The organism is Amycolatopsis sulphurea, assembly GCF_002564045.1.
Taxonomy (GTDB): domain Bacteria; phylum Actinomycetota; class Actinomycetes; order Mycobacteriales; family Pseudonocardiaceae; genus Amycolatopsis; species Amycolatopsis sulphurea.
This window is the reverse complement of sequence record NZ_PDJK01000002.1, coordinates 4,127,141-4,151,124: the sequence shown is the minus strand read 5'-3', so window position 1 is coordinate 4,151,124 and position 23,984 is coordinate 4,127,141. Positions and strand designations below refer to the sequence as shown.

29 protein-coding genes are annotated in these 23,984 nt (G+C 70.7%); 23 read left to right on the top strand and 6 right to left on the bottom strand.

Annotated features, from left to right (window positions below; genetic code table 11):
- Positions 1 to 42 precede the first annotated feature (42 nt).
- The 19 genes from ATK36_RS25195 (at position 43) to ATK36_RS25115 (ending at position 15,534) form a co-directional block, all read left to right on the top strand.
- Positions 43 to 1,266, top strand: coding sequence for a beta-ketoacyl-[acyl-carrier-protein] synthase family protein (locus ATK36_RS25195; protein WP_245915132.1), 1,224 nt, complete (start codon positions 43 to 45; stop codon positions 1,264 to 1,266).
- Positions 1,263 to 2,243: a beta-ketoacyl synthase N-terminal-like domain-containing protein gene (locus ATK36_RS25190; protein WP_098513751.1), complete on the top strand. Its 981-nt coding sequence runs from the start codon at positions 1,263 to 1,265 to the stop codon at positions 2,241 to 2,243. The genes ATK36_RS25195 and ATK36_RS25190 overlap by 4 nt, the downstream gene beginning before the upstream one ends.
- Positions 2,240 to 3,919 carry a phytoene desaturase family protein gene (locus ATK36_RS25185; RefSeq protein WP_098513750.1) on the top strand — a complete coding sequence of 560 codons (1,680 nt, stop codon included), beginning with the start codon at positions 2,240 to 2,242 and terminating at the stop codon, positions 3,917 to 3,919. Before ATK36_RS25190 ends, ATK36_RS25185 begins: the two co-directional genes overlap by 4 nt.
- 228 nt (positions 3,920 to 4,147) lie before the next feature.
- Positions 4,148 to 4,393 carry an acyl carrier protein gene (locus ATK36_RS25180; RefSeq protein WP_245915130.1) on the top strand — a complete coding sequence of 82 codons (246 nt, stop codon included), beginning with the start codon at positions 4,148 to 4,150 and terminating at the stop codon, positions 4,391 to 4,393.
- A 24-nt stretch (positions 4,394 to 4,417) separates the two neighbouring features.
- Positions 4,418 to 5,653 (top strand): beta-ketoacyl-[acyl-carrier-protein] synthase family protein, encoded by a 1,236-nt coding sequence (locus tag ATK36_RS25175; protein ID WP_098513748.1) that lies wholly within the window; start codon positions 4,418 to 4,420, stop codon positions 5,651 to 5,653.
- Positions 5,650 to 6,792: a beta-ketoacyl synthase N-terminal-like domain-containing protein gene (locus ATK36_RS25170; RefSeq protein ID WP_098513747.1), complete on the top strand. Its 1,143-nt coding sequence runs from the start codon at positions 5,650 to 5,652 to the stop codon at positions 6,790 to 6,792. The genes ATK36_RS25175 and ATK36_RS25170 overlap by 4 nt, the downstream gene beginning before the upstream one ends.
- Entirely contained in the window at positions 6,789 to 7,751 is a 963-nt protein-coding gene (locus ATK36_RS25165; protein WP_098513746.1) for a beta-ketoacyl synthase N-terminal-like domain-containing protein, read from the top strand. The genes ATK36_RS25170 and ATK36_RS25165 overlap by 4 nt, the downstream gene beginning before the upstream one ends.
- The gene (locus ATK36_RS25160; RefSeq protein ID WP_098513745.1) at positions 7,748 to 8,584 is read left to right on the top strand and encodes an alpha/beta fold hydrolase; all 837 of its coding nucleotides are present in this window, start codon (positions 7,748 to 7,750) and stop codon (positions 8,582 to 8,584) included. The genes ATK36_RS25165 and ATK36_RS25160 overlap by 4 nt, the downstream gene beginning before the upstream one ends.
- Positions 8,584 to 9,585, top strand: coding sequence for an acyl-CoA thioesterase family protein (locus ATK36_RS25155; RefSeq protein WP_098513744.1), 1,002 nt, complete (start codon positions 8,584 to 8,586; stop codon positions 9,583 to 9,585). Before ATK36_RS25160 ends, ATK36_RS25155 begins: the two co-directional genes overlap by 1 nt.
- Positions 9,582 to 10,616 (top strand): beta-ketoacyl synthase N-terminal-like domain-containing protein, encoded by a 1,035-nt coding sequence (locus ATK36_RS25150; RefSeq protein WP_098513743.1) that lies wholly within the window; start codon positions 9,582 to 9,584, stop codon positions 10,614 to 10,616. The genes ATK36_RS25155 and ATK36_RS25150 overlap by 4 nt, the downstream gene beginning before the upstream one ends.
- Before the next feature lie 211 nt (positions 10,617 to 10,827).
- The gene (locus tag ATK36_RS25145) at positions 10,828 to 11,745 is read left to right on the top strand and encodes a 3-hydroxyacyl-ACP dehydratase FabZ family protein (RefSeq protein ID WP_170069897.1); all 918 of its coding nucleotides are present in this window, start codon (positions 10,828 to 10,830) and stop codon (positions 11,743 to 11,745) included.
- Positions 11,738 to 12,484: a 3-oxoacyl-ACP reductase FabG gene (gene fabG, locus ATK36_RS25140; protein ID WP_098513741.1), complete on the top strand. Its 747-nt coding sequence runs from the start codon at positions 11,738 to 11,740 to the stop codon at positions 12,482 to 12,484. Before ATK36_RS25145 ends, fabG begins: the two co-directional genes overlap by 8 nt.
- Before the next feature lie 29 nt (positions 12,485 to 12,513).
- Positions 12,514 to 13,227, top strand: coding sequence for a 2-hydroxychromene-2-carboxylate isomerase (locus tag ATK36_RS25135; protein ID WP_098513740.1), 714 nt, complete (start codon positions 12,514 to 12,516; stop codon positions 13,225 to 13,227).
- Positions 13,228 to 13,259: 32 nt separating this feature from the next.
- Complete coding sequence (locus tag ATK36_RS25130) at positions 13,260 to 13,517, top strand: acyl carrier protein (RefSeq protein WP_098513739.1); 258 nt, start codon at positions 13,260 to 13,262, stop codon at positions 13,515 to 13,517.
- Positions 13,514 to 13,840: a hypothetical protein gene (locus tag ATK36_RS25125; protein ID WP_098513738.1), complete on the top strand. Its 327-nt coding sequence runs from the start codon at positions 13,514 to 13,516 to the stop codon at positions 13,838 to 13,840. Before ATK36_RS25130 ends, ATK36_RS25125 begins: the two co-directional genes overlap by 4 nt.
- Position 13,841: 1 nt before the next feature.
- Complete coding sequence (locus ATK36_RS32490; protein ID WP_170069896.1) at positions 13,842 to 14,246, top strand: hypothetical protein; 405 nt, start codon at positions 13,842 to 13,844, stop codon at positions 14,244 to 14,246.
- Complete coding sequence (locus ATK36_RS32485) at positions 14,247 to 14,609, top strand: DsrE family protein (RefSeq protein WP_170069895.1); 363 nt, start codon at positions 14,247 to 14,249, stop codon at positions 14,607 to 14,609.
- A complete protein-coding gene (locus ATK36_RS32480) occupies positions 14,606 to 15,055 on the top strand; it encodes a hotdog family protein (RefSeq protein ID WP_170069894.1) in 450 nt (149 codons plus the stop codon). Before ATK36_RS32485 ends, ATK36_RS32480 begins: the two co-directional genes overlap by 4 nt.
- The gene (locus tag ATK36_RS25115) at positions 15,052 to 15,534 is read left to right on the top strand and encodes a 3-hydroxyacyl-ACP dehydratase FabZ family protein (RefSeq protein ID WP_098513737.1); all 483 of its coding nucleotides are present in this window, start codon (positions 15,052 to 15,054) and stop codon (positions 15,532 to 15,534) included. Before ATK36_RS32480 ends, ATK36_RS25115 begins: the two co-directional genes overlap by 4 nt.
- Before the next feature lie 9 nt (positions 15,535 to 15,543).
- Here ATK36_RS25115 and ATK36_RS25110 read toward each other — a convergent pair whose 3' ends face one another.
- Entirely contained in the window at positions 15,544 to 16,956 is a 1,413-nt protein-coding gene (locus ATK36_RS25110; protein WP_141544527.1) for an NB-ARC domain-containing protein, read from the bottom strand.
- 54 nt (positions 16,957 to 17,010) lie between these two features.
- Positions 17,011 to 17,511: a DUF3995 domain-containing protein gene (locus tag ATK36_RS25105; protein WP_098513735.1), complete on the bottom strand. Its 501-nt coding sequence runs from the start codon at positions 17,509 to 17,511 to the stop codon at positions 17,011 to 17,013.
- A gap of 314 nt (positions 17,512 to 17,825) precedes the next feature.
- On the opposite strand from ATK36_RS25105, the gene ATK36_RS25100 reads away from it, so the two are divergent.
- Positions 17,826 to 18,044, top strand: a complete 219-nt coding sequence (locus ATK36_RS25100) for a hypothetical protein (protein ID WP_141544526.1) — start codon at positions 17,826 to 17,828, stop codon at positions 18,042 to 18,044.
- Positions 18,045 to 18,193: 149 nt separating this feature from the next.
- On the opposite strand, the gene ATK36_RS25095 is transcribed toward ATK36_RS25100, so the two are convergent.
- Positions 18,194 to 18,994: an SDR family NAD(P)-dependent oxidoreductase gene (locus ATK36_RS25095; RefSeq protein WP_098513733.1), complete on the bottom strand. Its 801-nt coding sequence runs from the start codon at positions 18,992 to 18,994 to the stop codon at positions 18,194 to 18,196.
- Positions 18,995 to 19,389: 395 nt separating this feature from the next.
- Between ATK36_RS25095 and ATK36_RS25090 the strand changes: the two genes are divergently transcribed.
- The 3 genes from ATK36_RS25090 to ATK36_RS25080 are packed head-to-tail and all read left to right on the top strand — an operon-like array spanning position 19,390 to position 22,833.
- Positions 19,390 to 20,220: a HalD/BesD family halogenase gene (locus tag ATK36_RS25090; protein WP_170070054.1), complete on the top strand. Its 831-nt coding sequence runs from the start codon at positions 19,390 to 19,392 to the stop codon at positions 20,218 to 20,220.
- A gap of 16 nt (positions 20,221 to 20,236) precedes the next feature.
- Positions 20,237 to 21,070: a class I SAM-dependent methyltransferase gene (locus ATK36_RS25085; RefSeq protein WP_098513731.1), complete on the top strand. Its 834-nt coding sequence runs from the start codon at positions 20,237 to 20,239 to the stop codon at positions 21,068 to 21,070.
- Positions 21,067 to 22,833: a choline/carnitine O-acyltransferase gene (locus ATK36_RS25080; protein WP_170069893.1), complete on the top strand. Its 1,767-nt coding sequence runs from the start codon at positions 21,067 to 21,069 to the stop codon at positions 22,831 to 22,833. The genes ATK36_RS25085 and ATK36_RS25080 overlap by 4 nt, the downstream gene beginning before the upstream one ends.
- A gap of 13 nt (positions 22,834 to 22,846) precedes the next feature.
- On the opposite strand, the gene ATK36_RS25075 is transcribed toward ATK36_RS25080, so the two are convergent.
- From ATK36_RS25075 to ATK36_RS33835, 3 genes are read right to left on the bottom strand one after another with little or no spacing between them, the layout of a single operon-like run.
- On the bottom strand, positions 22,847 to 23,584 hold the full coding sequence (locus tag ATK36_RS25075) for an ESX secretion-associated protein EspG (protein WP_098513729.1): 738 nt from the start codon (positions 23,582 to 23,584) through the stop codon (positions 22,847 to 22,849).
- A 5-nt stretch (positions 23,585 to 23,589) separates the two neighbouring features.
- Positions 23,590 to 23,808 carry a hypothetical protein gene (locus ATK36_RS33840; RefSeq protein ID WP_245915127.1) on the bottom strand — a complete coding sequence of 73 codons (219 nt, stop codon included), beginning with the start codon at positions 23,806 to 23,808 and terminating at the stop codon, positions 23,590 to 23,592.
- On the bottom strand, positions 23,805 to 23,942 hold the full coding sequence (locus ATK36_RS33835; RefSeq protein WP_245915125.1) for a hypothetical protein: 138 nt from the start codon (positions 23,940 to 23,942) through the stop codon (positions 23,805 to 23,807). The genes ATK36_RS33840 and ATK36_RS33835 overlap by 4 nt, the downstream gene beginning before the upstream one ends.
- Positions 23,943 to 23,984: the final 42 nt, after the last annotated feature.

The window sequence follows — 23,984 nt, the reverse complement described above, 5'->3', positions numbered from 1 at the left end:
CGACGCTGAAGCAGGTCGACGGCGAGAGAGGACGGTCGTTTCGTGACTGGACAACCGAAGACGGACCCCGCGCGCCGGGTGGTGATCACCGGTGCCGGCGCGATTTCCAGCATCGGCGTCGGCACCGCCGAGTTCCTCGCCGGGTTGCGGGCGGGTCGCAGGGGCGCCGGTCCGATCACCGCGTTCGACACCACCGGTTTCGACCACGCGAACGGGTGCGAAGTGACCGGTTTCGAGCCGGAACGCTGGATCGAGCGGCTCGATCCGGTCGAACTGGGTCCGGCGGCGCGGTTCGCCGTCGCCGCGGCCCGGATGGCCGTGGCCGACGCCCGGCTGACCCCACGAGAGCTGACCGCGGGCCACGTCCTGGTCTCGGTCGGCACCACCGACGGCGAGACCCGCGATCTTGACCGGCTGGTCGCCGGCGACACCGATCTCGCGGTCGCGCGCCGCGCCTCGCCTGCCCGGCTGGCGACGTCGGTTGCCCGCGAATTCGCAGTGACCGACGTCGAAGCAATGACCGTGCCGACTGCCTGCGCGGCCGGGAATTACGCGATCGGTTATGGTTTCGACGCGATCCGGGCCGGTGAAGCGGATCTGGCCTTCTGCGGTGGCGCGGACGCCGCGTGCCTCAAGACATTCGCCGGCTTCTACCGGCTCGGCACCATTGCCCCGGACTGCTGCCGGCCGTTCGACGTCAGCCGGAAAGGGATCCTCACCAGCGAGGGCGCCGGAATGCTCGTGCTGGAAAGCCTCGCCTCCGCGCTGGCCCGCGGGGCTGGGATCCATGCCGAGGTCCTCGGGTACGGGCTCAACTGCGACGCCCACCACCCGGTCGCGCCGCTCCAGGAAAGCGTCGCCGACTGCATGCGGCTGGCTTTGGCCGACGCGGGCGTCCAACCGCGAGAGGTCGACCTCGTCTCGGCGCACGGCACGGGCACGCAGGCCAACGACCGCACGGAAGCCGGGGCGATTCACGAGGTTTTCGGCGACCGTCCACCTCGGACGGTGTCGATGAAGTCGATGCTCGGGCACGCCATGGGCGCGGCGAGCGCGCTGGCCGCGATCGGCTGCACATTGGCGCTGGAACACGGCTTCATCCCGCCAACCGTCAACCACGTCGAGACCGACCCGGAATGCGGCCTCGACTGCGTGCCGAACCAGGCGGTGGCCGCGGACCTGCGGATCGTGCAGAACAACGGACTCGCCTTCGGCGGCAACAACTCCGTCGTCGTATTCGGCCGGTACGAGGGAGTCGCCGCGTGAACCCTGTCATCACCGCCTGGTCCGCGTTCTCCCCGTTCGGCGCAGGCGCGGACGCTTTCCGCGCCGGGATACGCGCCGGGGTCCCGGTTCCGGGGCTGGTCCCCGGCTTCGACGCCAGGGCCGTGCTCGGCAAGAAAGGCACCCGCTCGATGGACCGCGTGACCGCCCTGTCGGTCGCCGTGACCGGCGAACTCACCACCGGGCTGTCCACCGCGGGTCTGGTACTGGGCACCACTGGCAGCGTACAGTCCACAATGGACTTCACTCGGAGTTCCCTTGAGAGCGAAAGGCCGTTCTACGTCGACGCGGCCCGGTTCCCCAGCACGGTGATGAACTGCGCCGCGGGCCAGTGTGCGATCTGGCACCAGCTCAAGGGTCCAAACGCGACGGTGGCCGGTGGCCGCGTCTCCGGTCTGCTCGCGCTGAACTACGCGCGACGGCTGCAAGCCGGCGGCCGGGCAGGCACGCTCCTCTGCGGCGCCGCCGAGGAATACTCCGCCGCCCGCGCCCAGTTGAGCCAGGACGGCACCGTACTGGGCGAGGGAGCGGCAATGCTGCGGCTGGAACCGCCCGGCGCCCACGACGGCTTGGCCGACGTCGTGGCGCTGGAGTTCGGAGTGCACGAAGCAGCCGACGCCGGTCCGATCCTGCTGTCGTGCATGCGCCGTGCGCTGGAGAAGGCTGGCGCGAAACCCGGAGACATCGGCGTACTGGCCACGGACCGCGCGGCGGACGAAGCCCTCGCCGAGCTGTTCGGTGACCATCATCCCGAGCGGCTGCCCTGCGCGACACTGATCGGGGACACCTCCGCCGCAGCCGCCACGTTCCAGATTCTCGCCGTGCTCACCGCCGCCGAAGACGATTCCGCGCTCGCCGGGCGGTTGGCCCTGGTGACCGCGGTCGACCACGATGGGTCGCTCGGCTGTGCGTTGCTGCGGCTCCGCCGCCCGGCGCCGATCACGGTGAGTGCACCGTGACCGCCGGCGAACAGTCGTGGGACGCGATCGTCGTGGGCGGCGGGCTCGGCGGACTGACCGCCGCGGCTTATCTCGCCGTCACGGGACGGCGCGTACTCGTGCTCGAACAGCACGACTGGGCCGGCGGTAACAGCCACGTCTTCCGGCGCCGCCGCGCCTACGAGTTCGACGTCGGCGTGCACTACCTCGGCGACTGCGGACCGGACGGGATCATCCCGGCGATCCTGGCCGGGCTCGGCGCCCGCGACCGCGTACAGTTCCGGGAGCTGGACCGAGACTGCTTCGACCAGATCGTACTGCCGGGCCTGACCTTGGACGTACCGGCGGACTGGGACGAGTATCTCGCGCGGCTGGAACGAGCGCTGCCCGGGGACGTCGAAGGTCTGCGCACTTTTGCCGGCGTCTGCCGCGCGATCGGCGAAGAACAGCGCTGGGCCTTGCTGGCCGGCGCGTCACTCGCGGAAGTCGCCGCCGGAACCCGGACCGTACAAGCTTGGTGCCGAAAGCGACTGTCCGATTTGTTTGACCACTGTGGACTGTCCACTCGCGCCCGTACCGTGCTGGCCGCACAGTCGCCGAACTACGGCATGGCGCCGGAGGTCGCCACGGTGACCGTCCACGCCGCGGTGACCGACCATTACCTGCGTGGCGCCTACTTCCCGGCAGGCGGCGGGCAGCAGCTGGCCGCGACGCTGGTGGAGGTACTCGAGGCCCATGGCGGAGAGCTGCGCACCAAGGCACGCGTCACGAAGATCGACATCGTGAACCGGACCGTCACCGGGGTGTGTTTGGCCGATGGGGAGGTAATCACCGCGCCGCTGGTGATCTCCAACGCCGACTACCGGCGCACGGTCTTGGAACTCGCTGGTGCGGAACACTTCGGCCCGCGAATCGCCAAGTCCACCCGGGAAGCGACGATGGGCCTCCCCTTCGCGACGGTCTACATAGCACTCGACCGCGAACTGGCGCGGCGGCGGGAAGCGAACATCTGGTGGTACGACGACGAGGACATCGACAGTCTCTACCGCGGCCTGCACGCCGGTGCGCAGCCGTCGGACATCCGGTTCCTGTTCCTCTCGTTCGCCTCGCTCAAGGATCCCGGCTCGCCGAATCTCTGCCCACCCGGACACGCGAACTTCCAGCTGATGACGATGTGCCCGCCCGGCCACCAGCACTGGGGCGTGCCGCGGGGACCCGCCGACGGCGTCCGGTACCGGCGCGAACCCGCTTACCTGGCGGAAAAACGGCGCTTCACCGACGCGGTCGTCCGGGCCGGCGAGCGCGTGCTGGGCCCGTTCCGGGACCACATCACGCATCTGGAACTCGCCACCCCGCTCACCCAGGAGCGCTACACGCTGTCGACCGGCGGGACCCTGTTCGGCCTCGCGCACTGGGGCACCACCGGAGCCCGGCCCGACACCGCCACCGCGGTCCGGGGACTGCACGTCGTCGGCCAGAGCACCCGTTACGGCAGCGGTGTCACCGGCGTGATGGCCGGCGGAGTGGCCTGTGTGGCACAGATTCTCGGCAAACCGCTGCTGGCCGACGTCCATCAGGGCACGGTGCTCGGCGACCCCGCCAAACTGCCCGCCCGAGCACCAGGCTGGGATCCGCTCGCGATCTCCCGCGGCGCCGCCCGGCGCGATGCCCGCGGACTACCCAAACCAAGGCTGTGAAGGGGCCCTTCACAGACTCTGAGTCCGTGAAGGGCCCCTTCACAGCCCTTCGTCCACGAGCGTTCGCAGGCTAACCGAGGATCCTGGAGCAGCGCAGGTGGCGGGGCTGTCTCGTTCTGTCCCGTGCCGTCCGCGACCTTGCGGGACACCACCCTCGCCAGTGGAATCGGGGTTGTCGAAAAGAGTTCCGCGCCGCACGGGAGAACGGGGTCCGACATGGTCGAAACCATGGAAAAGAATTTCGCGAAGATCAAGGAGATCGTCTGCGAAATCCTCGAACTCGAAGAGGACGAGGTCACCGACGAAGGCCTTTTCACCGAGGAGTACGGCGCCGACTCGCTGCGTGCCATCGAGATCCTGGGCGCGCTGGAACGGGAGTTCGGGGTCGTCATCGACCAGGCCGAACTCGCCCGGATGTCGCACCTGCGAGGCGTGTACGACGTCGTGTCCGAGACCGCCGGCTGGGCGAAGTAACGACGGCGCGAGGACGGGGAGTTCATGGTGTCGTCTGTGACCGGCGGCAGGCGGGTGGTCGTCACCGGCCTCGGTGTGCTGTCGAGTATCGGAACCGGCGTCCGGGAGTTCGCCGAGGGCCTGCGGGCCGGGCGCAGCGGCGCCGGGCCCATCACGGCGTTCGACACCACCGGCTTCGACCATTCCACCGGCTGCGGCCTCGGCGAGTTCGACGCCGCGGCCTGGATCCGCGCACTGCCGCTGGACGGCCTCGGCCCGGCGAGCCGGTTCGCCGTGTCGGCCGCGCGGATGGCCGTGGACGACGCCGGCCTCGGCCCGGACGCGCTCGCCGGGCGCGCCGGGCTGGTGTCGGTCGGCACTACCGACGGCGAGTCGCACGATCTCGACGGGCTGGTGGCGACCGAGCTGGCACGGGGCTCCTCCGCGATGGATCCCGCGGTCGCGTCCAGGCTGCGGGCCGGACGGCTGTCCGCGGCCGTCGCGCTGGAGCTCGGACTGTCCGATGTGGAGGCAGTGACGATCCCGACGGCGTGCGCCGCCGGGAACTACGCGATCGGCTACGGCTGCGACGCGATCCGCTCCGGCGACGTCGACTTCGCCCTCTGCGGCGGAGCGGATGCCATGTGCCGCAAGACATTTGCCGGGTTCTACCGGCTGGGCACGATCGCCCCCGACCGGTGCCGTCCCTTCGACGCCGACCGCTTGGGCATCCTCACCGGCGAAGGCGCCGGCATGCTGGTGCTGGAAAGCCTGGACTCGGCGCTGGCCCGCGGCGCCCGGATCCACGCCGAAGTCCTCGGCTACGGGCTCAACTGCGATGCCTACCACCAGGTCGCGCCGGACCAGGCCAGCGTGGCCCGCGTAATGGCGCTGGCGCTCGAAGACGCCGGTGTCACACCGCACGAGGTCGACCTCATCTCCGCGCACGGCACCGGCACCAAGGCCAACGACGTGACCGAAGCGGAGGCGATCCGCGAGATCTACGGCGAGCGGCCGCCACCCGCGGTGTCGGTCAAGTCGATGCTCGGGCACACCATGGGCGCGGCGAGCGCGCTGGCCGCGATCGCCTGCGCCGTGGCGATCACCCACCGGTTCATCCCACCGACCATCAACCACGACCGCACCGACCCCGAGTGCCGGATCGACTGCGTGCCCAATCACGCCGTCGAAGCAGACCTGCGGATCGTGCAGAACAACGGGCTCGGTTTCGGCGGCAACAACGCCGTCACCGTCCTCGGCCGTTACGAGGTGGCCGCGTGAACGCCGCTGGTGGCCGGCCGATCATCGGCACCGGCGCGGTGGCCGCGATCGGCGGCTCACCGGCCGAGATCTTCGAGAGCCTGTGCGCGGGGAAGTCCGGATTGGCACCGATGCGCGGATTCGACCGCTCCTTCTACACCGGCGAGCGGCTGTTCGAAATCGACAACCGGGACGGTGGCGACGTATCCGGCCGGGCCACTGCATTCCTGTTGGACGCGATCACGCAGGCGCTCGCCGAAGCCGGGCTGGACGAGCAGCTGGGCGACATCCCCGTGCTGGTCGGCACCGGTCTGCGTGAGCTGCGCTCGGTCGAACTCTGGGCCCGCGACGGCGTCCCGGTGTCCCCCGGACGTCTGCACTTCGGCACCGCTTTGCGGGAACGCTTCGGCGCGACGAACACCCACACGTTCTCCAACGCCTGCTCGGCCTCGATCTACGCACTCGCATTGGGCACCGACCTGCTGGCCTCCGGCGCCGCGGAGACCGTCGTCGTGGCCGGGGTCGACGCGATCACCGAGAGCATGGTCGGGATGGCCGACCGGCTGCAGTCGGTGGCGCCGGACACCGTGCGGCCGTTCGACCGCAATCGGAGGGGCACGATCCTCGGGGAAGGCGCATCCGCGATCGTGGTGCGCCGGAACGAAAATCCGTCCGAACGCGGTCTCGGCCGGGTACTTGGAGCCGCGGTCAACTGCGACGCCCGCCACGCCACGGCACCGGATCCGGCGAACATCGCCACCGCCATCCGCGAAGCCCACGAACGAACGGGCACCGCACCCGAAGACATCGACCTGGTGATGCTGCACGGCACCGGAACCCACGCCAACGACGCCGCCGAGGCCGAGGCGATGCGCACGGTGTTCGGCGCAGCCCCGGAAAAGACGCTGATGACCGCGATGAAGTCGATGACCGGCCACACCTCGGGTGCTTCCGGGGTGCACAGCCTGATCGTCGCGCTGCGGGCGATGACCCAGAGCGTCGTCCCGCCGACCATCGGGCTGGACGACCCGATCGACGATGCCGCCGGCTTCCGGGTCGTCCGGAACTCACCCGAAGCGGCGAACCTCGCGCTGGCGCAGGTCAACGCCTTCGGATTCGGCGGGGTCAACGCCGTCGCGATCGTGGCGGCGGGGCGATGAGCGCCGCCGTCACCGCCGTCGGCCTGGCCGTGCCCGGCGCGCACCAGCCCACCGACCTGGTCACGGGGACCGCCGCCGAAGCCGAGCCGGTGGACCCGGCCGCGCGGATCGGCAAGAAGGGTCTGCGCTACCAAGACCGTGCAACGCAGCTCGCACTCTGCGCGGCACGCGACGCGCTCAACGCCGCCGGGCTGATGCTCGGTGACGCCCGGCGGCAAGGACCGGGCGCGCCGTCGGTCAACGCACAACTGACGGTGCCCGCCGGCTCGATCGCCGTGGTCGTCAGTTCGAACTTCGGCAACTTCGACTCGGTGTGCGAGGTCGTCACGGGAATCGCGGAGGACCGCGGCACCCGGCTCGTCAGCCCCGTCCTCGCCCCGCGGCTGTCGAGCAACGTCACCGCGTCCGAAGTGGCCATCCGATGTGGACTGCGCGGCCCGAATGTGATGCTGTGCAACGGTGAACCGTCTGGCCTCGACGCAGTGCACTGGGCGGTCACCCTGCTCACCTCCGGGCGTGCCAGGCACGTGCTGGTGGTCGGGGTCGAACCGGGCACCGCTGTCGTACGGCGACTCACCGGCCAAGCGTCTCCGTTCGACGGCGCGGCTGCGCTTGTGCTCGAAACGACAGCCACCGCCAGCGCACGGGAGGCCACCGTGGTCGCCGAAATCGGCCAGTACGCCCGCGCCGGATCGCTCGGAGTCTGCCTCTCCGAGCTGACCGGCACCGCGGCGGCCTGGTTCGCCCCGCAGGACGCTCCTGCCGGCGTCCTGCCCGGGGTGCCACGGCACGCGCTCGCCGATCGCTGGGGGCACGCCTCCGGAGCACTCGGCGTACTGCAATGCGCCGCAGCCGTCGGACACTTCGCCGCTGGTGGCGAAGGGCCGGTGTACGCGGTCTCCGGAGATGCTGACGACGCCGTGGCCGGTGTCGTCCTCACCGCCGGGAGCGCCGCATGACGCCGCGCCCGGTGGTACTCCACCGGCTCACCACCGGCCGCGGCCCCCGCGTGCTGCTCCTGCACGGCATGGCCGACAGCGTGTCCATCTGGGACAAGCTGAGCGCGCTCGCACCGCACCGGAAAGCCTTGCACCAGGCGGAGTTCTTCGCGGTCGAGCTGCCGTGGCGCGGCACCGGACCGGCCGGCTGGGGCTACCGTGCGGAACCCTCGGCCTGGCTGGCCGAAGCGCTCGACACGCTCGCGGCCGCCGAGGGTCCGGCCGACGTCGTCGTGGGACACTCCTTCGCCGCCATGCTGCTGCTCGACCTGCTCTGCGGACCGGCCGCGCCCGACCTCCGCGGGATCGTGCTCGTCTCGCCCTACTTCCGCGCACGGCCCGAAGACTTCGACTGGGCCACGATGACCGGCCTGCCGGAGAAGTTCGTGCTCGCCATGGAAGAGGGCATCCGGCTCGCGGCCGGCGCACGGACGAAGCCCGTCCTGCACCGGGCGATGGCCGAGCGGCTGTGCGAGTTCATCGGCCCCTACGGCTGGGCGCGGTTCTTCGAGTCCTACCTCCGCACACCGTGGCTGCGCACGGAGAACCTGACGGCGCCCGCACTGGTCGTCTCCGGGACCGGCGACCGTATCGCCGCCACCGCTGAAGCCGCCGCGCTGGCCGAGCGGCTCCCCACGGCGACGCTGCGCACGGTCGAGGACGCCGGCCACTTTCCGATGACCGAGCAACCGGAACAGTTCGCGGACCTGCTCGACGAGTTCCTGCAACGACCAGTGCCGGTCCCCGGACCGGCCGGGAAGCCGCCCCACCCGACACCCTTGGAGCGAATCTGATGACTGACACCGACCTCGCGGTCAAGAACGTGCTCGGCGAGACCACCACGGTCACGCTCACGCCCGGCTACGAAGGCGCCAACATCGGGACCTACATCGGTTTCAAGCATGTCAACTACCTCGTCGAAAAGGCCGTGCTCGCGCATTTCCGGCGAGCCGGGCTGCCGGCCGGCGCGCTCTACGAGCAGTACGGCCTCGGCTTCGACGTGGTGGATCTCGAAGCCCGGCTGCGCGGCGGCCTGTTCGTCGACGACGAGGCCGTGCTCGAAGTGAAACCGGTGACCACGGACGAGGACCGCGCGTTCCGCTTCGAGGTCACCATCACCGTCGACCGCGAAAGCCGGCCGAAGAAGATCGTCACCGCTTCGGTCACGGCCGTGCTCCGCCGGGACGAGGACGACCGCCGCCTCCCGGCCCGGGCACCCGCGCCCGCCGTGCTCGACCGGTTCACGGTGCCCACGATCGGCGACCCCGCCCCGGGCGAAGCAGTACCCGCCGGGACCGGCCCGGCGCTGGTTTCGGGCGGCACGACCGACGACGACCCGGTACTCACGCAACTGCTGGCGGGCCGCAACGGCTACGGCTGGAAGTTCCGGATCCCCTACCCGTACGTGCATTTCTACAACCGTCTGCACATGTCGTCCTACCTCCGTCAGATGGAGGAGGCCAAGCACCGCTTCGTCGCCGACCGCGACATCTCCATCGCGGCGCAGCTCGCCGAACGCAACTGGATTCCGGTGGTGACGCACTCGCGGATCGAGATCCTCGGCGAAGCCCTGCTCGAAGAGGACCTCTACACCGTCTACACCGTCGAGAGCATCTTCAAGAACCTGCTCTACACCGCGCGAATGGAGTGCCACGTCGTGCGCGCAGGGCGCCTGGTGCAGGTGGCGACCGGCGCCATCACCCACGGCTACGGCGTCGTCGAGAACGGCAACCAGGCACGCGTCGTGACCTGGGACGACCGGATCGACCGGGCTTTGCGGGGCACGGGCTCGTGACCGCGCCCGTCATCTCCGCCTGGTCGGCGGTCTCACCGCTGGGCATCGGACGGGCGCCGTTCGCGGCCGGGGTCGCGGCGGGCACGCCCGCGCTGGCCCCGCCCGAGCCCGGCCCGTGGCCCGAGCCGTCCCGGCCGGCCGCGCAGGTACCCGGGTTCGTCACCCGGGATGTGCTGGGGCGCAAGGGAACCCGCTCGATGGACCGGGTGTCGGCTCTGGCCGTCGCCGCGGTCGGCGACCTGCTCGCCACGGCGGGGCACGCCCGCCCCGTCGCGACCGGCGAGCAGGCGGCGCTGGTCCTCGGCACGACCGCGGGCAGTTCCCGGAGCATGATGGACATCACCCGCGACACGCTCACCCGCGAACGGCCGTTCCACATCGACACGGCGCGGATCCCGAACGCCATCATGAACAGCTCGGCCGCGCAATGCGCGATCTGGCACGAACTCAAGGGCCCCAACGTGACCGTCGCCGGTGGGCGGGTCGCCGGGCTGTTCGCGCTGCGCTACGCCATGCGCCTGCTCGCCTCCGGCCGGGCCGCGTCGGTACTCTGCGGCGGCGCCGAGGAACTCACCCCGGAACGCGCCTGGCTCGAACACCACGCCGGCGCCCCGCTCCCGCTCGGCGAGGGCTGTTCGGTGCTGCTGCTCGAACCCGCCTGCACCGCGGCCGGGCCGGTGCTCGCCGAAGTACTCGACGTCACCCACGGGGTCTACCGCGACGGTGAACAGGCCACGGCCCTCGCACGCTGCCTCGCCCGCGCGCTGGACAAGGCCGGATGCACGGCTGCGGACCTCTGGGCCGTCTCCCCGCCTCCGGGGATGCCGGAGCTGCCGCTTTCCGGGGCTACTCCGCGCGAGTTGCCGGGTGCGGACCTCTGGGGCGACGCCGGTGCCGCGAGCGCGGCGTTCCAGATCGCGGCGGTCCTCGCCGCGGCCGAACAGGCCCCCGAAGCACGCGGGCGAGTCGCCGCCGTGCTTGCGGCCGATCGCGACAATGTGGTCGGCTGCGCGCTGCTGGGAATGCGATGAGCGCCGGGACCGCGGCACCGGCCACCGAACGCGGCGAAGAAACACCTGCCACGCCCCGGCCAGCACGACCGGGTGCTGCCCCACCGCGAACCGACATGAAGTCTGTGAAGGGCCCCTTCACAGACTCAGAGTCCGTGAAGGGGCCCTTCACAGACTTCCCCAGCCGGGGGCAGCGGAACCGATGGCCGGGCTGCGCACTGGCCGGAGCGCGATGAGCACCGGCACCGTGGCAGCGGCCACCGGCGAAGGAATCACCGTCCTCGCGCCGGTTACGCTCGTGACCCCGATCGAGCCGGATCCTGGCCGTCCGCAACGATTCCGGGCCGTCACCCGGCTCGCCGTCGAGGCGACGGAGCCGGTGTTCGCCGGGCATTACCCCGGACGACCGATCTTCCCCGGCGTCTGCCTGCTGGACTGCGCCCTGCGCAGCGCCCGCCTCGCCCATCCCGCCGCCGTAACCGATTCCAGGCCAACGGAAATCGAGTCGGCCCGGTTCACCGGAATCGTGGTCCCCGGCGACATCGTCACCACCGAGCTGACCTGGCAACCCCGCGACGAAGGCCGGCGCTGTTCGGCACGGCTCTCCACCGGCAACGGCGAGGTCGCCACCATCCGGCTCCGTTACGGCCCCGGATGGCGGCCCGAACAGCACGAGACAGCGAGCGATGACACCGTGCTCGACGCCGCCGACATCCGGAGGCTGCTCCCGCACCGTTACCCGATCCTGCTCGTCGACCGGGTGACCGAACTCGCCGCGGGAGCACGGCTCACCGCGACCAAAGCCGTGACCGGCAACGAATTCTGCTACGCGGCCGACACCGCTGGCACCGCGTACCCGGTGTCCCTGCTGCTCGAATCCTGGGTCCAGGCCGCGGCCCTGCTCGCCGTCGGGACGCCGGGCACCGGCGGCGCAGACGCCCTGCTGCTGCTCGGCAGCGTCACCGGGGCCGGCATCGGCAGACCCGTGCTGCCCGGCGAGATCGTCACCCATCGGGTGGCCCTCACGCGTTCGCTCGGGGACACCCTGCTGTTCGAAGGCGGAAGTTCCGTCGACGCGGAACCGGTGCAGGCCGTCCGGCAAGCGGTGCTCGCGTTCCGGACGGACGAACCAAGGAGGACACATGCCTGACACGCCGGTCCCCACGGCACTGGTCAGCGGCGGCTCACGCGGCATCGGCGCCGCGATCGTCCGCCGGCTCGCCGAAGACGGCCACGACGTGGCGTTCTGCTACCGCAGCAACGAAAAGGCCGCGCTGGAACTGGAAAAGGAAATCGCCGACCTGGGCAGGCGGGCGATCGGTTCCCGGGTGGACGTGACCGACGGCCAAGCGGTCCACGCCTGGGTTCGCGCCACCCACGACGCCCTCGGCCCGATCGGCGCCGTGGTGACGTCGGCGGGCGTGACCAGGGACGGCGCGCTCGTGCTGATGCCGGACGAGGACTGGCGCCACGTGCTCGGCACCAACCTCGACGGCATGTACCACGTCTGCCGCGCCGCGATCTTCGAGATGATGAAAGCGAAATCCGGGGTGATCGTGAACCTCTCCTCGGTGGCCGGGGTGCAGGGCCACGCCCGGCAGACGAACTACGCGGCGGCCAAGGCCGGGATCATCGGATTCACCCGTTCCCTGGCCAAGGAGGCCGGTCCGTACGGAATTCGCGCGAACGCGGTCGCGCCCGGGTTCATCGACACCGACATGACCGCCGCGCTGCCCGGCAAGCTCGCCGAGGATGCCGTCAAGCGAATCGCGCTGCGGCGCATGGGACAGGCCGGTGAGGTAGCCGACCTCGTGTCGTTCCTCGTCTCCGGACGGGCCGCCTACATCACCGGGACCGTCGTCGAGATCGACGGCGGCATCTCGCTCTGAGAGCCCCTGCCGGAAGGAGACCCACGGCCATGGCAGCCAAACCACCGCGCTGGTACTTCTCGTTGCGCAGCCCCTATTCCTGGCTCGCCCACCACGATCTGCTGGCCCATCACCCGGACGTCGCGGACCGCGTCGAGTGGATCCCGTTCTGGGAACCGGACGAGCGGACCCAGGCGATCCTGGACGAGGACGGCGTCCAGCTGCCGATCGTCGACATGTCGCGGGCCAAGAACTTCTACATCCTCCAGGACGCCCGGAGGCTCGCCGAGGCGCGCGGGCTCAGCGTCACCTGGCCGGTGGACCGGGACCCGAACTGGGAGATCGCCCACCTCGGGTACCTGGTCGCGGAGGCGGCCGGGCGCGGACGCGAGTACGTGGCGCTCGTCTACCGCGCCCGCTGGCAGGAAAGCCGCGACATCACCGACCGGGCCACCATCGCGGAGATCGCGACCGAACTCGGCCTCGACGCCGCCCGCGTCGCGGGGGCGGCAGACGACCCGGAGATCCGGCGTCACGGCGCCGACACGCTGATCCGCTCGTATAAGGACGGCCTCTTCGGCGTCCCGTTCTTCCTCCACGGCCGCGACAAGTACTTCGGCGTCGACCGGCTGCGTGCCTGGGTCGCGAAGGTCCGGGGCGAAACGCCGGAGGCCGGCGTGGAACTGGACTGGCTGGCCGGAGCCGACCGGTCCGAACCCGTCCGTGCCGGGGCCGACATCGGTCCCGCAGGCGGCTGCGGGTAACCGCGAAACACCTATCACACAAGGAGAATCCAATGAGTGTCGAAGCCGCATTCGACCAGGACGAGGTCCGCGAACTGGTCGCCGACGTGCTGGAGGTCGAGGTGGACTCGATCACGCCGGAGGTGGACCTCGTCCGCGACCTCGGCGTCGACTCCCTGCTGGCGATGGAGCTGGCGGTCACCCTGGAACGGTCCTATCAGGTCCGGATCGAGTCGCACGAGATCGCCGAGGTACGCACGATGCCGGACATTTCCGCGCTGCTGAACCGAAAACTGCAGAACCCGGCATGACGCAGGACCGCGCGTACCTGCTCGTCGAAACCCGAGCCGACACGACGGCGTGCCGCCTCCTGGCGGACGCCGAAGCCCTGGCACGGGCCGGTGAGCGGGTGCGACTGTTCCTCGTCGCCGACGCTGTCGCGCTCGGCATCCGCAGCGCGCACCCGAGCCTGCCGCAGGTCGTCGACGCCGGAGGGCAGGTCTGGATTGACACGTTCACGCTGGCCCACCGCGCGCTGCGAACTGCTCCGCTGGCGGACGGTGTGGCACCGGCCGACATGGACGACGTCGCCGAGGCTCTGCTGACCGACGGCGTGAAAGTGGTGTGGCACTGACATGGCAGCCGTCATCGAACGCCGGACGTGGGACGTGCTCGTGGTGCTCACCGCGCCGCCGCACACCACCGACGCCCTGACCACCGTGCTCCGTCTCGCGCAAGCCGTGCCGGCCCGCGATGGCTCGATCCGGACCTGGGCATGCGGGTACAACACGATGCTGACGCAGAACTCGCTGGGCGAGACCAAACCCACCAACCTGCGCGGCCCGGCACCGACGGCGGCCACACTCATCCGGCGATTGCTGAACGACCACAAAGGACAGTTCAGCTGGATCGCCTGCACAGCGTGCAGCGCGGAGCGAGACGCCCGGGATCACCTGCCCGAGGTCCGGCTGCGCTCCGATGCCCAGCTGGCGGCCACGATCGCCGCGGCGCGCCGGACCGTCTACATCGGAGGCGCGTAGATGGCTTACCTGATGGTGGTCGACCGCGGCGTCGAAGCGCAGTTCTTCGACGCGCTGTACGGCGTCCTGATGATGGGCGACCAGCTCGGCGGCGTCGAAGTGGTCCTGCGCGGAAACGCCGTCACCGCAGCGATCGCCGACGAGGAGCCGCTCCCCGCGTTCCGGGTCGGCTCGGTGGACCTATCCGAACCCCGGCAGACGGTGTGCGCCCTGGTGGCCAAAGGCGTCCCTGTCCACGTCGACCGGCCGGACCTGACCGCCTTCGGCCTGGACGACAGCGCCCTGATCGACGGCGTCACCTGCTCGGACACCGCGATGCTCGCAGCCCGGTGGGCCGACTACGACGGAGTGTGGTTTCTGTGACGGCTCAACGGACCTACGCCCGGCCGATCGAGGGCGCCGACCGGATATCGGCCCACGCCGAGGGGTCCGAGCTGGTGATCGAAGCGGTCAAGACCGTCCGGGCGAGCGATCCCTACCTGAACGGGCACTTCCCCGGGATCACGCTCTACCCCGCCGTCTTCCTGCTCGACGGGATCCGGCAGGTGGTGGGCGGCGAGCTGCACCGCGCCCCCGCCCTCGGCACGCATCTGGGCGCGGCCGACGCGCTCGGCGATTGGCTGGAGCTGGGGCAGCTGGTGTCGGTGCGGGTGCTCCGACCGATGCTCGAAGGTGACCAATTGTGCTTGCACATCAGGGTTTCGGCCGCCGGTCCCGGCGCGCTGCGGGCCGTGCTCGGCTGCCGCCGGGACGACGGCACGGAAGTGGCGAAGATGACCGTCGAGCTGGTCCGGGGCGGGGCGTCATGAACCGCGGCTACGCGCACCTGCTCGCCCTGCTCCCGGTCCGCCACCCGATGGTCCTGGTCGACCGGATCACCGCGCTCGACCCCGGCCACGCCATCGAAACCGCCAAGGCGGTGACCGGCGGCGAACCCTGTTACGGCGGGCTTTCCGCCGGGCTTCCGGAGGACCGCTACGCCTATCCACGGTCGCTCGTGCTCGAATCGTTCGGCCAGTCCGCGGCGCTGCTCTGGCTGGACGGGCGATCCGACGGCGGCAATGACCAGGACGACGACGCGGTGCCGATGGTCGGCAAGCTCCGGGACTGCCGGTTCGCCGGCGCGGCCTTCCCCGGCGACGTGATCCGCCACTTCGTGCGGCTGGACCAAGTCGCCGAGGACAACGCGTTCCTCTCCGGGGAAAGCCGGGTCGGCGATCAGGTGCTGCTCACCGTGGGCACGCTGATCGCCGTCGCACGCCCGGCTTCGGTGGTGACCGGTGGGTAGCGCGGCCGGTCACCAGGCGGCCAGCTGGAGAGACCCGTGACCGGCCCCGCACGCCGCGGTGGGCTCGTCGCCGGCGATCGCCGCTTTGACCCTGGCGAAGGCCTGCAGCACGCGGTGCAGGCGGATCCGGTCGCCACGGACGTCCACCAGGTGCTCGGCCGCCAGCAGCCCGGCGAGCCGGGCGGCCTCGGGGAGCGGGATCCCGGCCAGGGCCGCGGCCTGCTCCAGCGTGAACTCCCCCTGCCCCGCGCACCCGAGCGCGCGGAAATGCCGCTGAGCGTCGTTTCCGACCGCGCAGTACGAGGATTCGAGCGCGGCGGCGGGCGAGGTGTCCGTGTCGTCGTCGAGCGCCAGCGAAACCAGCCGCTCGCCCTCGCGCAGGTCGCGGACGAAGTTCGGGAAGCCCTGCTCGGGCCGGTCGGCGAACTTGACCGCGGCCAGCCGCAGCACGAGCGGCAGATACGCGCACAACTCCGCCAGTTCGGCCAGCTCCGCGCGGGCACCGAACAGGTACTCCTCGCCGATCACCGCGGCCAGCAGGGTACGCGCGGCTTTCGGGCGGAGTGCGCCGAGGAACATCCGGCGCGCGCCCTCGCGGGCCACCAGCCCGGACATCCGGTTGCGGCTGGTGATCACGGTCCGGCAGCGCCGGCCGGTGGCCAGCAGCGGCCGGACCTGCGCGGCGTCCCGGGCGTTGTCGAGCACGACCAGCAGCCGCCGGTCGGCGACCAGCGACCGGTAGAGATCCACCCGCCGCCGGGGATCCGCGGGACAGTCGGCCTCGGCCACCCCGAGCCCGCTCAGCAGCGCCCCGACCGCGTTCGCCGTCGAGCGCGGGCCGCGGGCCGAGCGCAGGTCCACGTAGAGCTGACCGTCCGGAGACCCGTCGAGCTGCCGGTGCGCCCACCGGATCGCGAACGCGGACTTCCCGACGCCGGCCGGGCCGGAGATCAGGAACACGTTCTCCCGGCGCGGCAGGCGGGCCATCGCCTCGGCGGCCGCGAAATCGGCCTCCCGGCCCACCAGCAGGGAAACGTCGAACGGAAGCTGCCGGGGTGCGACCGCCGGTTTCGGCACGTCGGGGATCGGCACGAGGTCGGCGCCGTCCCCGGCCGCGTAAAGCGCCCGCCAGTGCCCGAGCCAGTGCGCGGTCACCTCGGCCACTTCCTCGGCCGAATGCTTGCCGTGCACCAGGCACGCGGTCACGAACACGGAAACGAAATCCGCGCGCGGCAGTTTACTGCCCCGCAAGACGGTCGAAACGGTGCTTCTCGGCAAGGCGTCGACCACGTCCCCGCTGGGCACCGTGGTACGGCCGCCGAGTTGCTGCAGCCTGCGCAGGGACGGCTGCCCCACACTGAGTCGCAGTTCTCGCAATCGCTGCACGAATTCCGCCGCGGTCGCAGGTTTTTCCCAGGACAAATCAAACCCCCTTTGATCGGTCCGGCCGAAACCGGGAAATCGTCGCGGGCGGCCTCAGCGGACGGCTTCGGGCACCTCACCGGCCGGCCTCGCGGCCGGCTCCTTGCCGAAGTTCCGCGCGGCCAGCGCGAACAGCACGCCCCCCAGGATGAACCAGGGATTCCACAGGGCGAGCGTCCAGAATCTCTGCCCGGAGCCGACCGCGTCGTCGACGCCCTGCACCCCGGACAGGATCAGCACCTCGATGCCGATCCCCCGCACGAGCAGCAGCGCCGCGACCCCCCAGCCGAGCAGCTTCAGCAGCCGCCACCGGCGGCCGCGGACCCCGCGCCGGGCCAGCCCGCCGGCCACCACCGCGCCGATCAGGCAGAGCCCGCCGACCCCCCAGAGGCCCCCGGCCACGAACCAGCCCGGCCGCTCGGCGGCCAGCCGGCTGCCCGCCGAGCTGTCCAGCCCCCATTCTCCGCCGAGTGCCCAGAAGAAGTGCGCGCCCGCGAACAGCACCGCCCAGCCTGCCGCGAGAAATCCGTATTGCCACGAGCGGTTCGGATGCACCCCAGTTCACCGTCCCCCCGGATGAGCGGCTTCCCCCATGGTCACCACGCCCACACAGTGCCATACCCGCACGCGGTCGGCAACAAAGTCGGAGTCCTCTCCGCCGCCTGGCCCAACCGCGCGAAATATTCCTCTCCCACAGGGCGACGGGAGTGCCACGGAGTGCGATGAATTCACTTTTCACCCCACTTTCCGCGACGGCCGAGCTTCGCCGGTCTTGCCATTCCGGGCGAATTCCCCTCCGGCGGCCGGAGCGACCCGCGCGGTTCGTCTCATTCCGTCCGGTGCTGTCCGGCGCCTTGTCCCCGGGCGGCGTGCGGAAGATTCTGCGGATGCCCGCCCGGCGCCCCACCATGGTCACCCGTCAACCGGCGGATTGGCAGTCGTCCGGCTTCGCCGCCGCGTGGCAGCCACTGGTCACGGGTCGGATCGAGGCGGTCCCCGTCGACGGCGACCACAATGAGATGACCGAACCGGCGGCGCTTACGGCGATTGCCCCGGTGCTCGGCAAGTACCTGTCGACGGAGGGTTAGCGGATCATGCTTACCGGCGGCTGGGGCGGTCTGGCGACGGCCGGAGTTTCGCCGGTCAAGCCGGCTTGACCGGGACGGCGGCTGCCGCATCCTGGCTGTCGCTCAACCCTCCCGACCGAGCGCGCGGCCCTCCCGGTAGGTGCCGCCTGTCACCCTGCCCGCCGATAAGCGCCACGCAGCACCGGTCCGGACAAGCCACGCGGCCCGTAGGTGCCGAGCAGGGTCTGTGCCTTGGCGAGCGGACCGGGCACGACCCGTCGCTTGCCGTCGGCGAGGCCGGCGACGGCCTGCTCCGCCACGCGATCAGCGGACACCAGCAGGGCTTCCGGCAGCATGTCGGTCAGCTTGCTCACCTCGGCGACTTCCGCGAACTCGGTGCGGACCGGCCCCGGCGCGAGCAGCGTGCACCCGACCCCGGTGCCCTTCAGTTCGGTGTGCAGTGACTCGGCCAGCGTGTTCGCGAACGCCTTGCACGCGGCGTAGGTGGCGTTCAGCGGGCCGGGCTGGTTGCCCGCGGTGGAACCGGTGATCAGGATGCCGCCGGCCTTGCGGTCGAGCATGCCGGGCAGCACGGCCTGGGTGAGGTCGTGCACCGCGGCCACGTTGAGTTCCACTTCCTCGCGCTCACGCGCGGGATCGGCCGCGGACAACGGGCCGTACGTGGCGAACCCGGCGTTGTTGCACAGCACCGCGATTTCCCGGCCGGACAGCTCGCGGGCCAGCTCTTCGCGAGCCGCCCGGTCGCCGAGATCGCAGGCGCGGACCTCGGCCTCGATCCCGTGTTCCCGCGCCAGCCGATCCGCCAGCTCCTGGAGCCGGTCCGCGCGACGGGCGATCAGCACCAGGTGATATCCGCGGCGGGCCAGTGCCCCGGCCAGCGCGGTGCCGATCCCGGAGGAGGCGCCGGTGACCACCGCACGGTTCGCGGCACTCGGGTCGGGCAGATTCATCCGATCTCCACCTCTGGTACGGGCTTCCGGATCCGGTGACCCAGCCAGTCTAGGCCGCCGGTCCTGCCCGGGCAGCCGATCACACCGAGCGACGACCTTCCGTGCGACGCGTCCCCCCGGCACGGTTACCCGATCAATCCAGGCCCCGGGCCTGCTCCCAGCCGGTAACACCGGGCAAGGACCCGGCCGGGTGATCCACCGCTCCGGGCAGGAGCCTCCCGCCGTCGCACCTGGCCGCCTCCCCGCCCGCCCCCGATGACCTTGTGCGACCGCTCACAAACCGACCGTTGGCCGGGCGGGATCTGTGCTACCACTTTCCTTCACGACCAGGGCAAGCATCGCAGCTTCACCTGCCGAGAGGACGTCGAGTGAGCACCTCCGTGGCCGCACTGGACATGGTCGACACCGACCGTTACCCGCTCACCGAACCGGGCAGCCCGGCCTGGCGGAAGGTCGTCGCGAACGCGCGGGCGGAGCTGGCCGCCTTCGGCTGCCGCGTGCTCGCCGACTTCATCCGGCCCGAGCTGCACGAGGTGCTGCGTACGGAATGCGCCCCGCTGGAGGCGTACACGCACGCGAAAATCGAAAAGGTAAACGCCTACAACACGGCGATCGGCGAACCACTGCCCGAGGACCATCCGGGCCGCACGATCATGGAGCGTGGCAACGCTTTCGTCGCGCGGGACCGCATCCCGGCGTCGTCGATCATCAGCAAGCTCTACACCAGCCCGCTGTTCCAGCGGTTCGTCGCCGACTGTTTCGGCCTGCCCGTGCTGCACGAACTCGCCGATCCGCTCGCCGGGCTGACGCTCAACGTCATCGCGCCCGGCCGCGCGCATCCGTGGCACTTCGACACGAACTCCTACACCGTCAGCATGCTCACCCAGGCCGCCGACGAGGGTGGAATCTTTGAATACTGCCCGAACATCCGGTCCGCGGCGGACGAGAACTTCCCGGCCGTGCGGGCGGTGCTCCGGGAGGACGGCACCCATCCGGTGCACCGCCTTCGCCTCCGTCCGGGGGACCTCCAATTGTTCCAAGGACGCTTCGCCTTGCACCGGGTCACTAAGGTGGGTGGCGGGATCGCGCGCCACTCCGCGATCTTCGCCTACAGTGAGCGCCCGGGGGTCATCGGCAGCGCGGAACGGACCAGGCAGCTGTTCGGCCGGGTCCTGCCCGTCCATCTGCACGGGCGCACCGACCGGGGTGACGAACTGCTCGACTAGATCAGGAGCCTGGCCCGTGCCTTTCGACTCGACCGGCAAGATCTCGTTCGACCACATCTACACCGAACCCGACCCGCGGCCGTTCTTCAGCACGCTGCAGCGCGTCGGCTACGACATCCCGCAGCGCGCGAAGCCGTACGTCGCGAAGCTGATCGACGCGCACCCCGCCGAGCGTCCGACCCTGCTCGACGTCGGCTGCTCGTACGGCGTCAACGCGAGCCTGCAGCGCTGCGCCACGACGATCGACGAGGTGTACGCCCACTACACCGACCCAGCCGTACTCGCCATGAGCCGCGACGAACTGCTCGAAGCCGACCGCGCGCGCATCACGGACACGAGCGCCGCGCGGTACTACGGCCTGGACAGTTCGGCGCCGGCGCTCGCGTACGCGCTGTCGGCGGGGTTTCTCGACGAGACGATCCACGCGGATTTCGAACGCGACGACCCGGACAGCGCCCAGCGCGCGCTGCTGGAGGACGTCGACCTCGTCGTCTCGACCGGCGCCATCGGCTACGTCACCGAGAAGACCATCACGCGGATCGCCCGCGGCGCGCGGCCGTGGATGGCCCACTTCGTGCTGCGGATGTTCTCCTACGCGCCGGTCGCGGACAGCCTGGCCGAGCTGGGCTACGAGACCGCCGAGGTCGACGGCGTGTTCCGGCAGCGGAGCTTCGCCTCCGAAGAGGAACAGGCGCAGATCATCGGCAACCTGACCGCCGCCGGTGTCGACCCGACCGGGCTGGAGTCCGAAGGTTCGCTCTACGCGCGGTTGTACGTTTCCCAGCCCGCAGGCGCGGCCGTGGACCTCGCGGCCCTGCTCGGCGCAGTTTCGCCGCGAGAAGAAGGATGACCGTGAGCAGTCCGGAATGGTCTACCCGCACCTTCGGCAACGACGACCGGCTGCCCCGGGTCCCGGTCCCCACCCTGGAGGACAGCGGCCGCCGCTTCCTGGAGTGGTGCGCGCCGCTGCTCACCGCGGAGGAGCTGGCCGAGACCGAAGCCGCGGTCGCGGCGTTCCTGGCACCGGACAGCCCGGCGCACGAACTCCAGGCCGCGTTGGAGGCGTACGACCGTTCGCCTGGCGTACGCAGCTGGCTCGACACGTTCTGGCCGTACCGCTACCTCGGCCGCCGCGACCGGATCGCGCTCAATGCCAACTTTTTCTTCCTGTTCCGCGAGTCCCCGCTGGGCCAGGTCGAACGCGCCGCCGCGCTGACCGCGGCGGCCGTCGACTACAAACTGAAGGTCGATGACGAGCTGCTGCCGCCGGTTCTCGTGCGGGGAATGCCACAGTCGATGGTGCAGCACAAGTTTCTCTTCTCGGCGACGCGGATCCCGGGCGCGGAGCTGGATACCGCGCGCACGCCGTATCGCGAAGGCTGGGAAGGGCCTTCGCGCGAGCGGCACATCGTGGTGTTCCGCAAGAACACCCCGTACCGGCTGGACGTCCTCGACGAGGACAGCCGCCCGTACTCCGTCGAACAGCTCGCCGACGGCCTGCGCGCGATCCTCAAGGACGACCACGTCGCCGACGTCGCCGCCGGGCACTTCACCACGAAGGCCCGCGCGGAGTGGGCCGCCTCGCGTACGGCGCTGATCGAAGCCGGGAACGGTGCGGCGCTGGACACCATCGAGACGGCGCTGTTCTGCCTGTGCCTGGACGATTTCACGCCGTCGACCGCTGTCGAAGCCGGTGATCGGCTGCTGCACGGCGACAGTGGCAACCGCTGGTTCGACAAGGCCGTGTCGCTCATTGTGTTCGAGGACGGCACCGCCGGGATCAACGTCGAACACTGCGAACTCGACGGCACCACTGTCCTCGGCTTCACCGACGCCGTGCTGACCGGTTCACGTGCACCGCGCGAGCCCGCTTCCGGCGTACCCCGCTACGAGCCCGTCGAGTTCACCCTCACCGACGCACTCCGCGAGGACGCCCTTGCTGCCGGCGCCGCCTTCGCGGCGTACGCCAACGCGACCGCGACGCAGACCGTCTCGTTCGACTTCGGCGCGAACCGGGCGAAGGAGCTGGGCATGTCCCCAGACGCCTTCGCACAGATGGCGTACCAACTGGCCCACCGCCGCGCGAAAGGCCTCACCGGCGCGACGTACGAATCCATCGCCACTCGGCAGTTCCAGAACGGCCGCACTGAGGCTATGCGCGTTGTCACGCCCGAGGTCGTCCACTTCGCCGACGTCATGACCACTTCCACCGCGTCAGCCGAGGAAAAGCGCGAAGCCTTCCGCGCCGCCGCCACACAGCACGTCACCCGCGCGAAGCAATGCCAAGCCGGCGACGCCCCGGAACAACACCTCTGGGAGCTACAACTGATCGCCCAACGCCGCGGCGACCCGGAGCCGCCCGCCCTGTACACGTCGCCAGGCTGGCTGAAGTCGCGCAACGACTACCTCAGCACCAGCTCGGCGCCGTCGGTCAACATCCAGTACTTCGGCTTCGGCTCGACCAGCCAGCAGTGCATCGGCGTCGCATACGTCCTGCTGCCGGACCGTTGGAACATCTACCTCAGCACCCCGAAACCCGTCGCCGCCGAGATGCACCGCTTCGCGGAGGAACTGAGCGTCGCGGTCCGGGAACTGCAGGAGTTGCTGGCCTAGCGTCGGTACCCGCTCAGCTCACGAGTGCACGCAGCTGTGCGATCAGCGTTTCCGGACGCGCCGGGGCGACGTTGACGTACCGGCCTTGACCCGGTTCGCCGTTGACAGAGAAGAGATAGCGGCCGCGCGAGGTGTCGTAGTAGGTACAAAGGCTCCCGCCACTGATGCGCCGTCCGCCAATCCGGTCACGGGTCGCGGCGGCGAACTGGGCGGCACCGCTGCGCGGGAGGCCCGCGACGTCCATGACCCGCCGGACGTCGCGGCGAGGCGGGGCGCCGTCCATCGCGCGCCGGAGGTCTGCTTCCGGAACCGACATCGCCGGTCCGACCCCGGGCCGGTTGGCCGGCAGTTCACCCGCCAGCTCTTCAGCGAGCGCGTCCGCCCGAGCCGGACGAACCAGCACGTGATCCGACGACGGTGCCCGACAGGCCAGCACGGCATCCTGTCCTTCGGCGGACGCCAGCACGCGATAACGACGATCAGGCCCGGAATCCACGAGCGCGGACAGCTCACGGACACCCCGGCACAGCACGATCATCGTCCGCGCGAAATCAGCCCTCAGCCCTGCGCTGTTCCCGATACCTCGCTCCGACAACGCCTGCGCCGCACCGTCGCGCGCGGAGCGGGACCTTTCCGGCGCCCGCCAGACCGGTGCCCCGGCCAGTGCTGCCGGGAGCGAAACCCCGGCCAGCTCGGCGGCCAGCGCCAGGCACCCGACCGGCAACACCAGTGCACGATCATGCACGAGCATCCTCGTCAGAGCCCGATCACCGGCGGCACCGCCCTGGGCAACTCGCCGACGAGCGCGTCGTCCGGATCGGCTTCGAGAAGGTAGTCCGCCGTCTTGTGTTCCTGGTCCCCCTCGCCCTTGCCACCTTTGCCTCCGGCGCCCATGCCACCCATTCCCGGCGCCCCCGCACGCCCGCCGGACCCCGACGCCGGTGTCCCGGCCCGGGCGGCCACCCCGTCGTTCACCGCACCTGCCCCGCTTCCCACACCCGCACCGCTTCCCGCACCCGCGCCACTTCCCGCACCGCTTCCCGCGCCACGGCCGACGCTGCCACCACCGGCCGCGCCGCTTCCCGCGCCGTAACTTCCGCTACTACCACCGACGCCACCCGGCCCGAACCCACCGACCGCACCGAACCCGC

Coding starts and splice junctions, on each gene's coding strand:
- ATK36_RS25180 (WP_245915130.1), top strand. CDS start 4,148: ATGGAAAAGAATTTCGCGAAGATCAAGGAGATCGTCTGCGAAATCCTC.
- ATK36_RS25175 (WP_098513748.1), top strand. CDS start 4,418: ATGGTGTCGTCTGTGACCGGCGGCAGGCGGGTGGTCGTCACCGGCCTC.
- ATK36_RS25165 (WP_098513746.1), top strand. CDS start 6,789: ATGAGCGCCGCCGTCACCGCCGTCGGCCTGGCCGTGCCCGGCGCGCAC.
- ATK36_RS25160 (WP_098513745.1), top strand. CDS start 7,748: ATGACGCCGCGCCCGGTGGTACTCCACCGGCTCACCACCGGCCGCGGC.
- ATK36_RS25155 (WP_098513744.1), top strand. CDS start 8,584: ATGACTGACACCGACCTCGCGGTCAAGAACGTGCTCGGCGAGACCACC.
- ATK36_RS25145 (WP_170069897.1), top strand. CDS start 10,828: ATGAGCACCGGCACCGTGGCAGCGGCCACCGGCGAAGGAATCACCGTC.
- fabG (WP_098513741.1), top strand. CDS start 11,738: ATGCCTGACACGCCGGTCCCCACGGCACTGGTCAGCGGCGGCTCACGC.
- ATK36_RS25135 (WP_098513740.1), top strand. CDS start 12,514: ATGGCAGCCAAACCACCGCGCTGGTACTTCTCGTTGCGCAGCCCCTAT.
- ATK36_RS25130 (WP_098513739.1), top strand. CDS start 13,260: ATGAGTGTCGAAGCCGCATTCGACCAGGACGAGGTCCGCGAACTGGTC.
- ATK36_RS25125 (WP_098513738.1), top strand. CDS start 13,514: ATGACGCAGGACCGCGCGTACCTGCTCGTCGAAACCCGAGCCGACACG.
- ATK36_RS32490 (WP_170069896.1), top strand. CDS start 13,842: ATGGCAGCCGTCATCGAACGCCGGACGTGGGACGTGCTCGTGGTGCTC.
- ATK36_RS32485 (WP_170069895.1), top strand. CDS start 14,247: ATGGCTTACCTGATGGTGGTCGACCGCGGCGTCGAAGCGCAGTTCTTC.
- ATK36_RS25115 (WP_098513737.1), top strand. CDS start 15,052: ATGAACCGCGGCTACGCGCACCTGCTCGCCCTGCTCCCGGTCCGCCAC.
- ATK36_RS25095 (WP_098513733.1), bottom strand. CDS start 18,994: ATGAATCTGCCCGACCCGAGTGCCGCGAACCGTGCGGTGGTCACCGGC.
- ATK36_RS25090 (WP_170070054.1), top strand. CDS start 19,390: ATGGTCGACACCGACCGTTACCCGCTCACCGAACCGGGCAGCCCGGCC.
- ATK36_RS25080 (WP_170069893.1), top strand. CDS start 21,067: ATGACCGTGAGCAGTCCGGAATGGTCTACCCGCACCTTCGGCAACGAC.
- ATK36_RS25075 (WP_098513729.1), bottom strand. CDS start 23,584: ATGCTCGTGCATGATCGTGCACTGGTGTTGCCGGTCGGGTGCCTGGCG.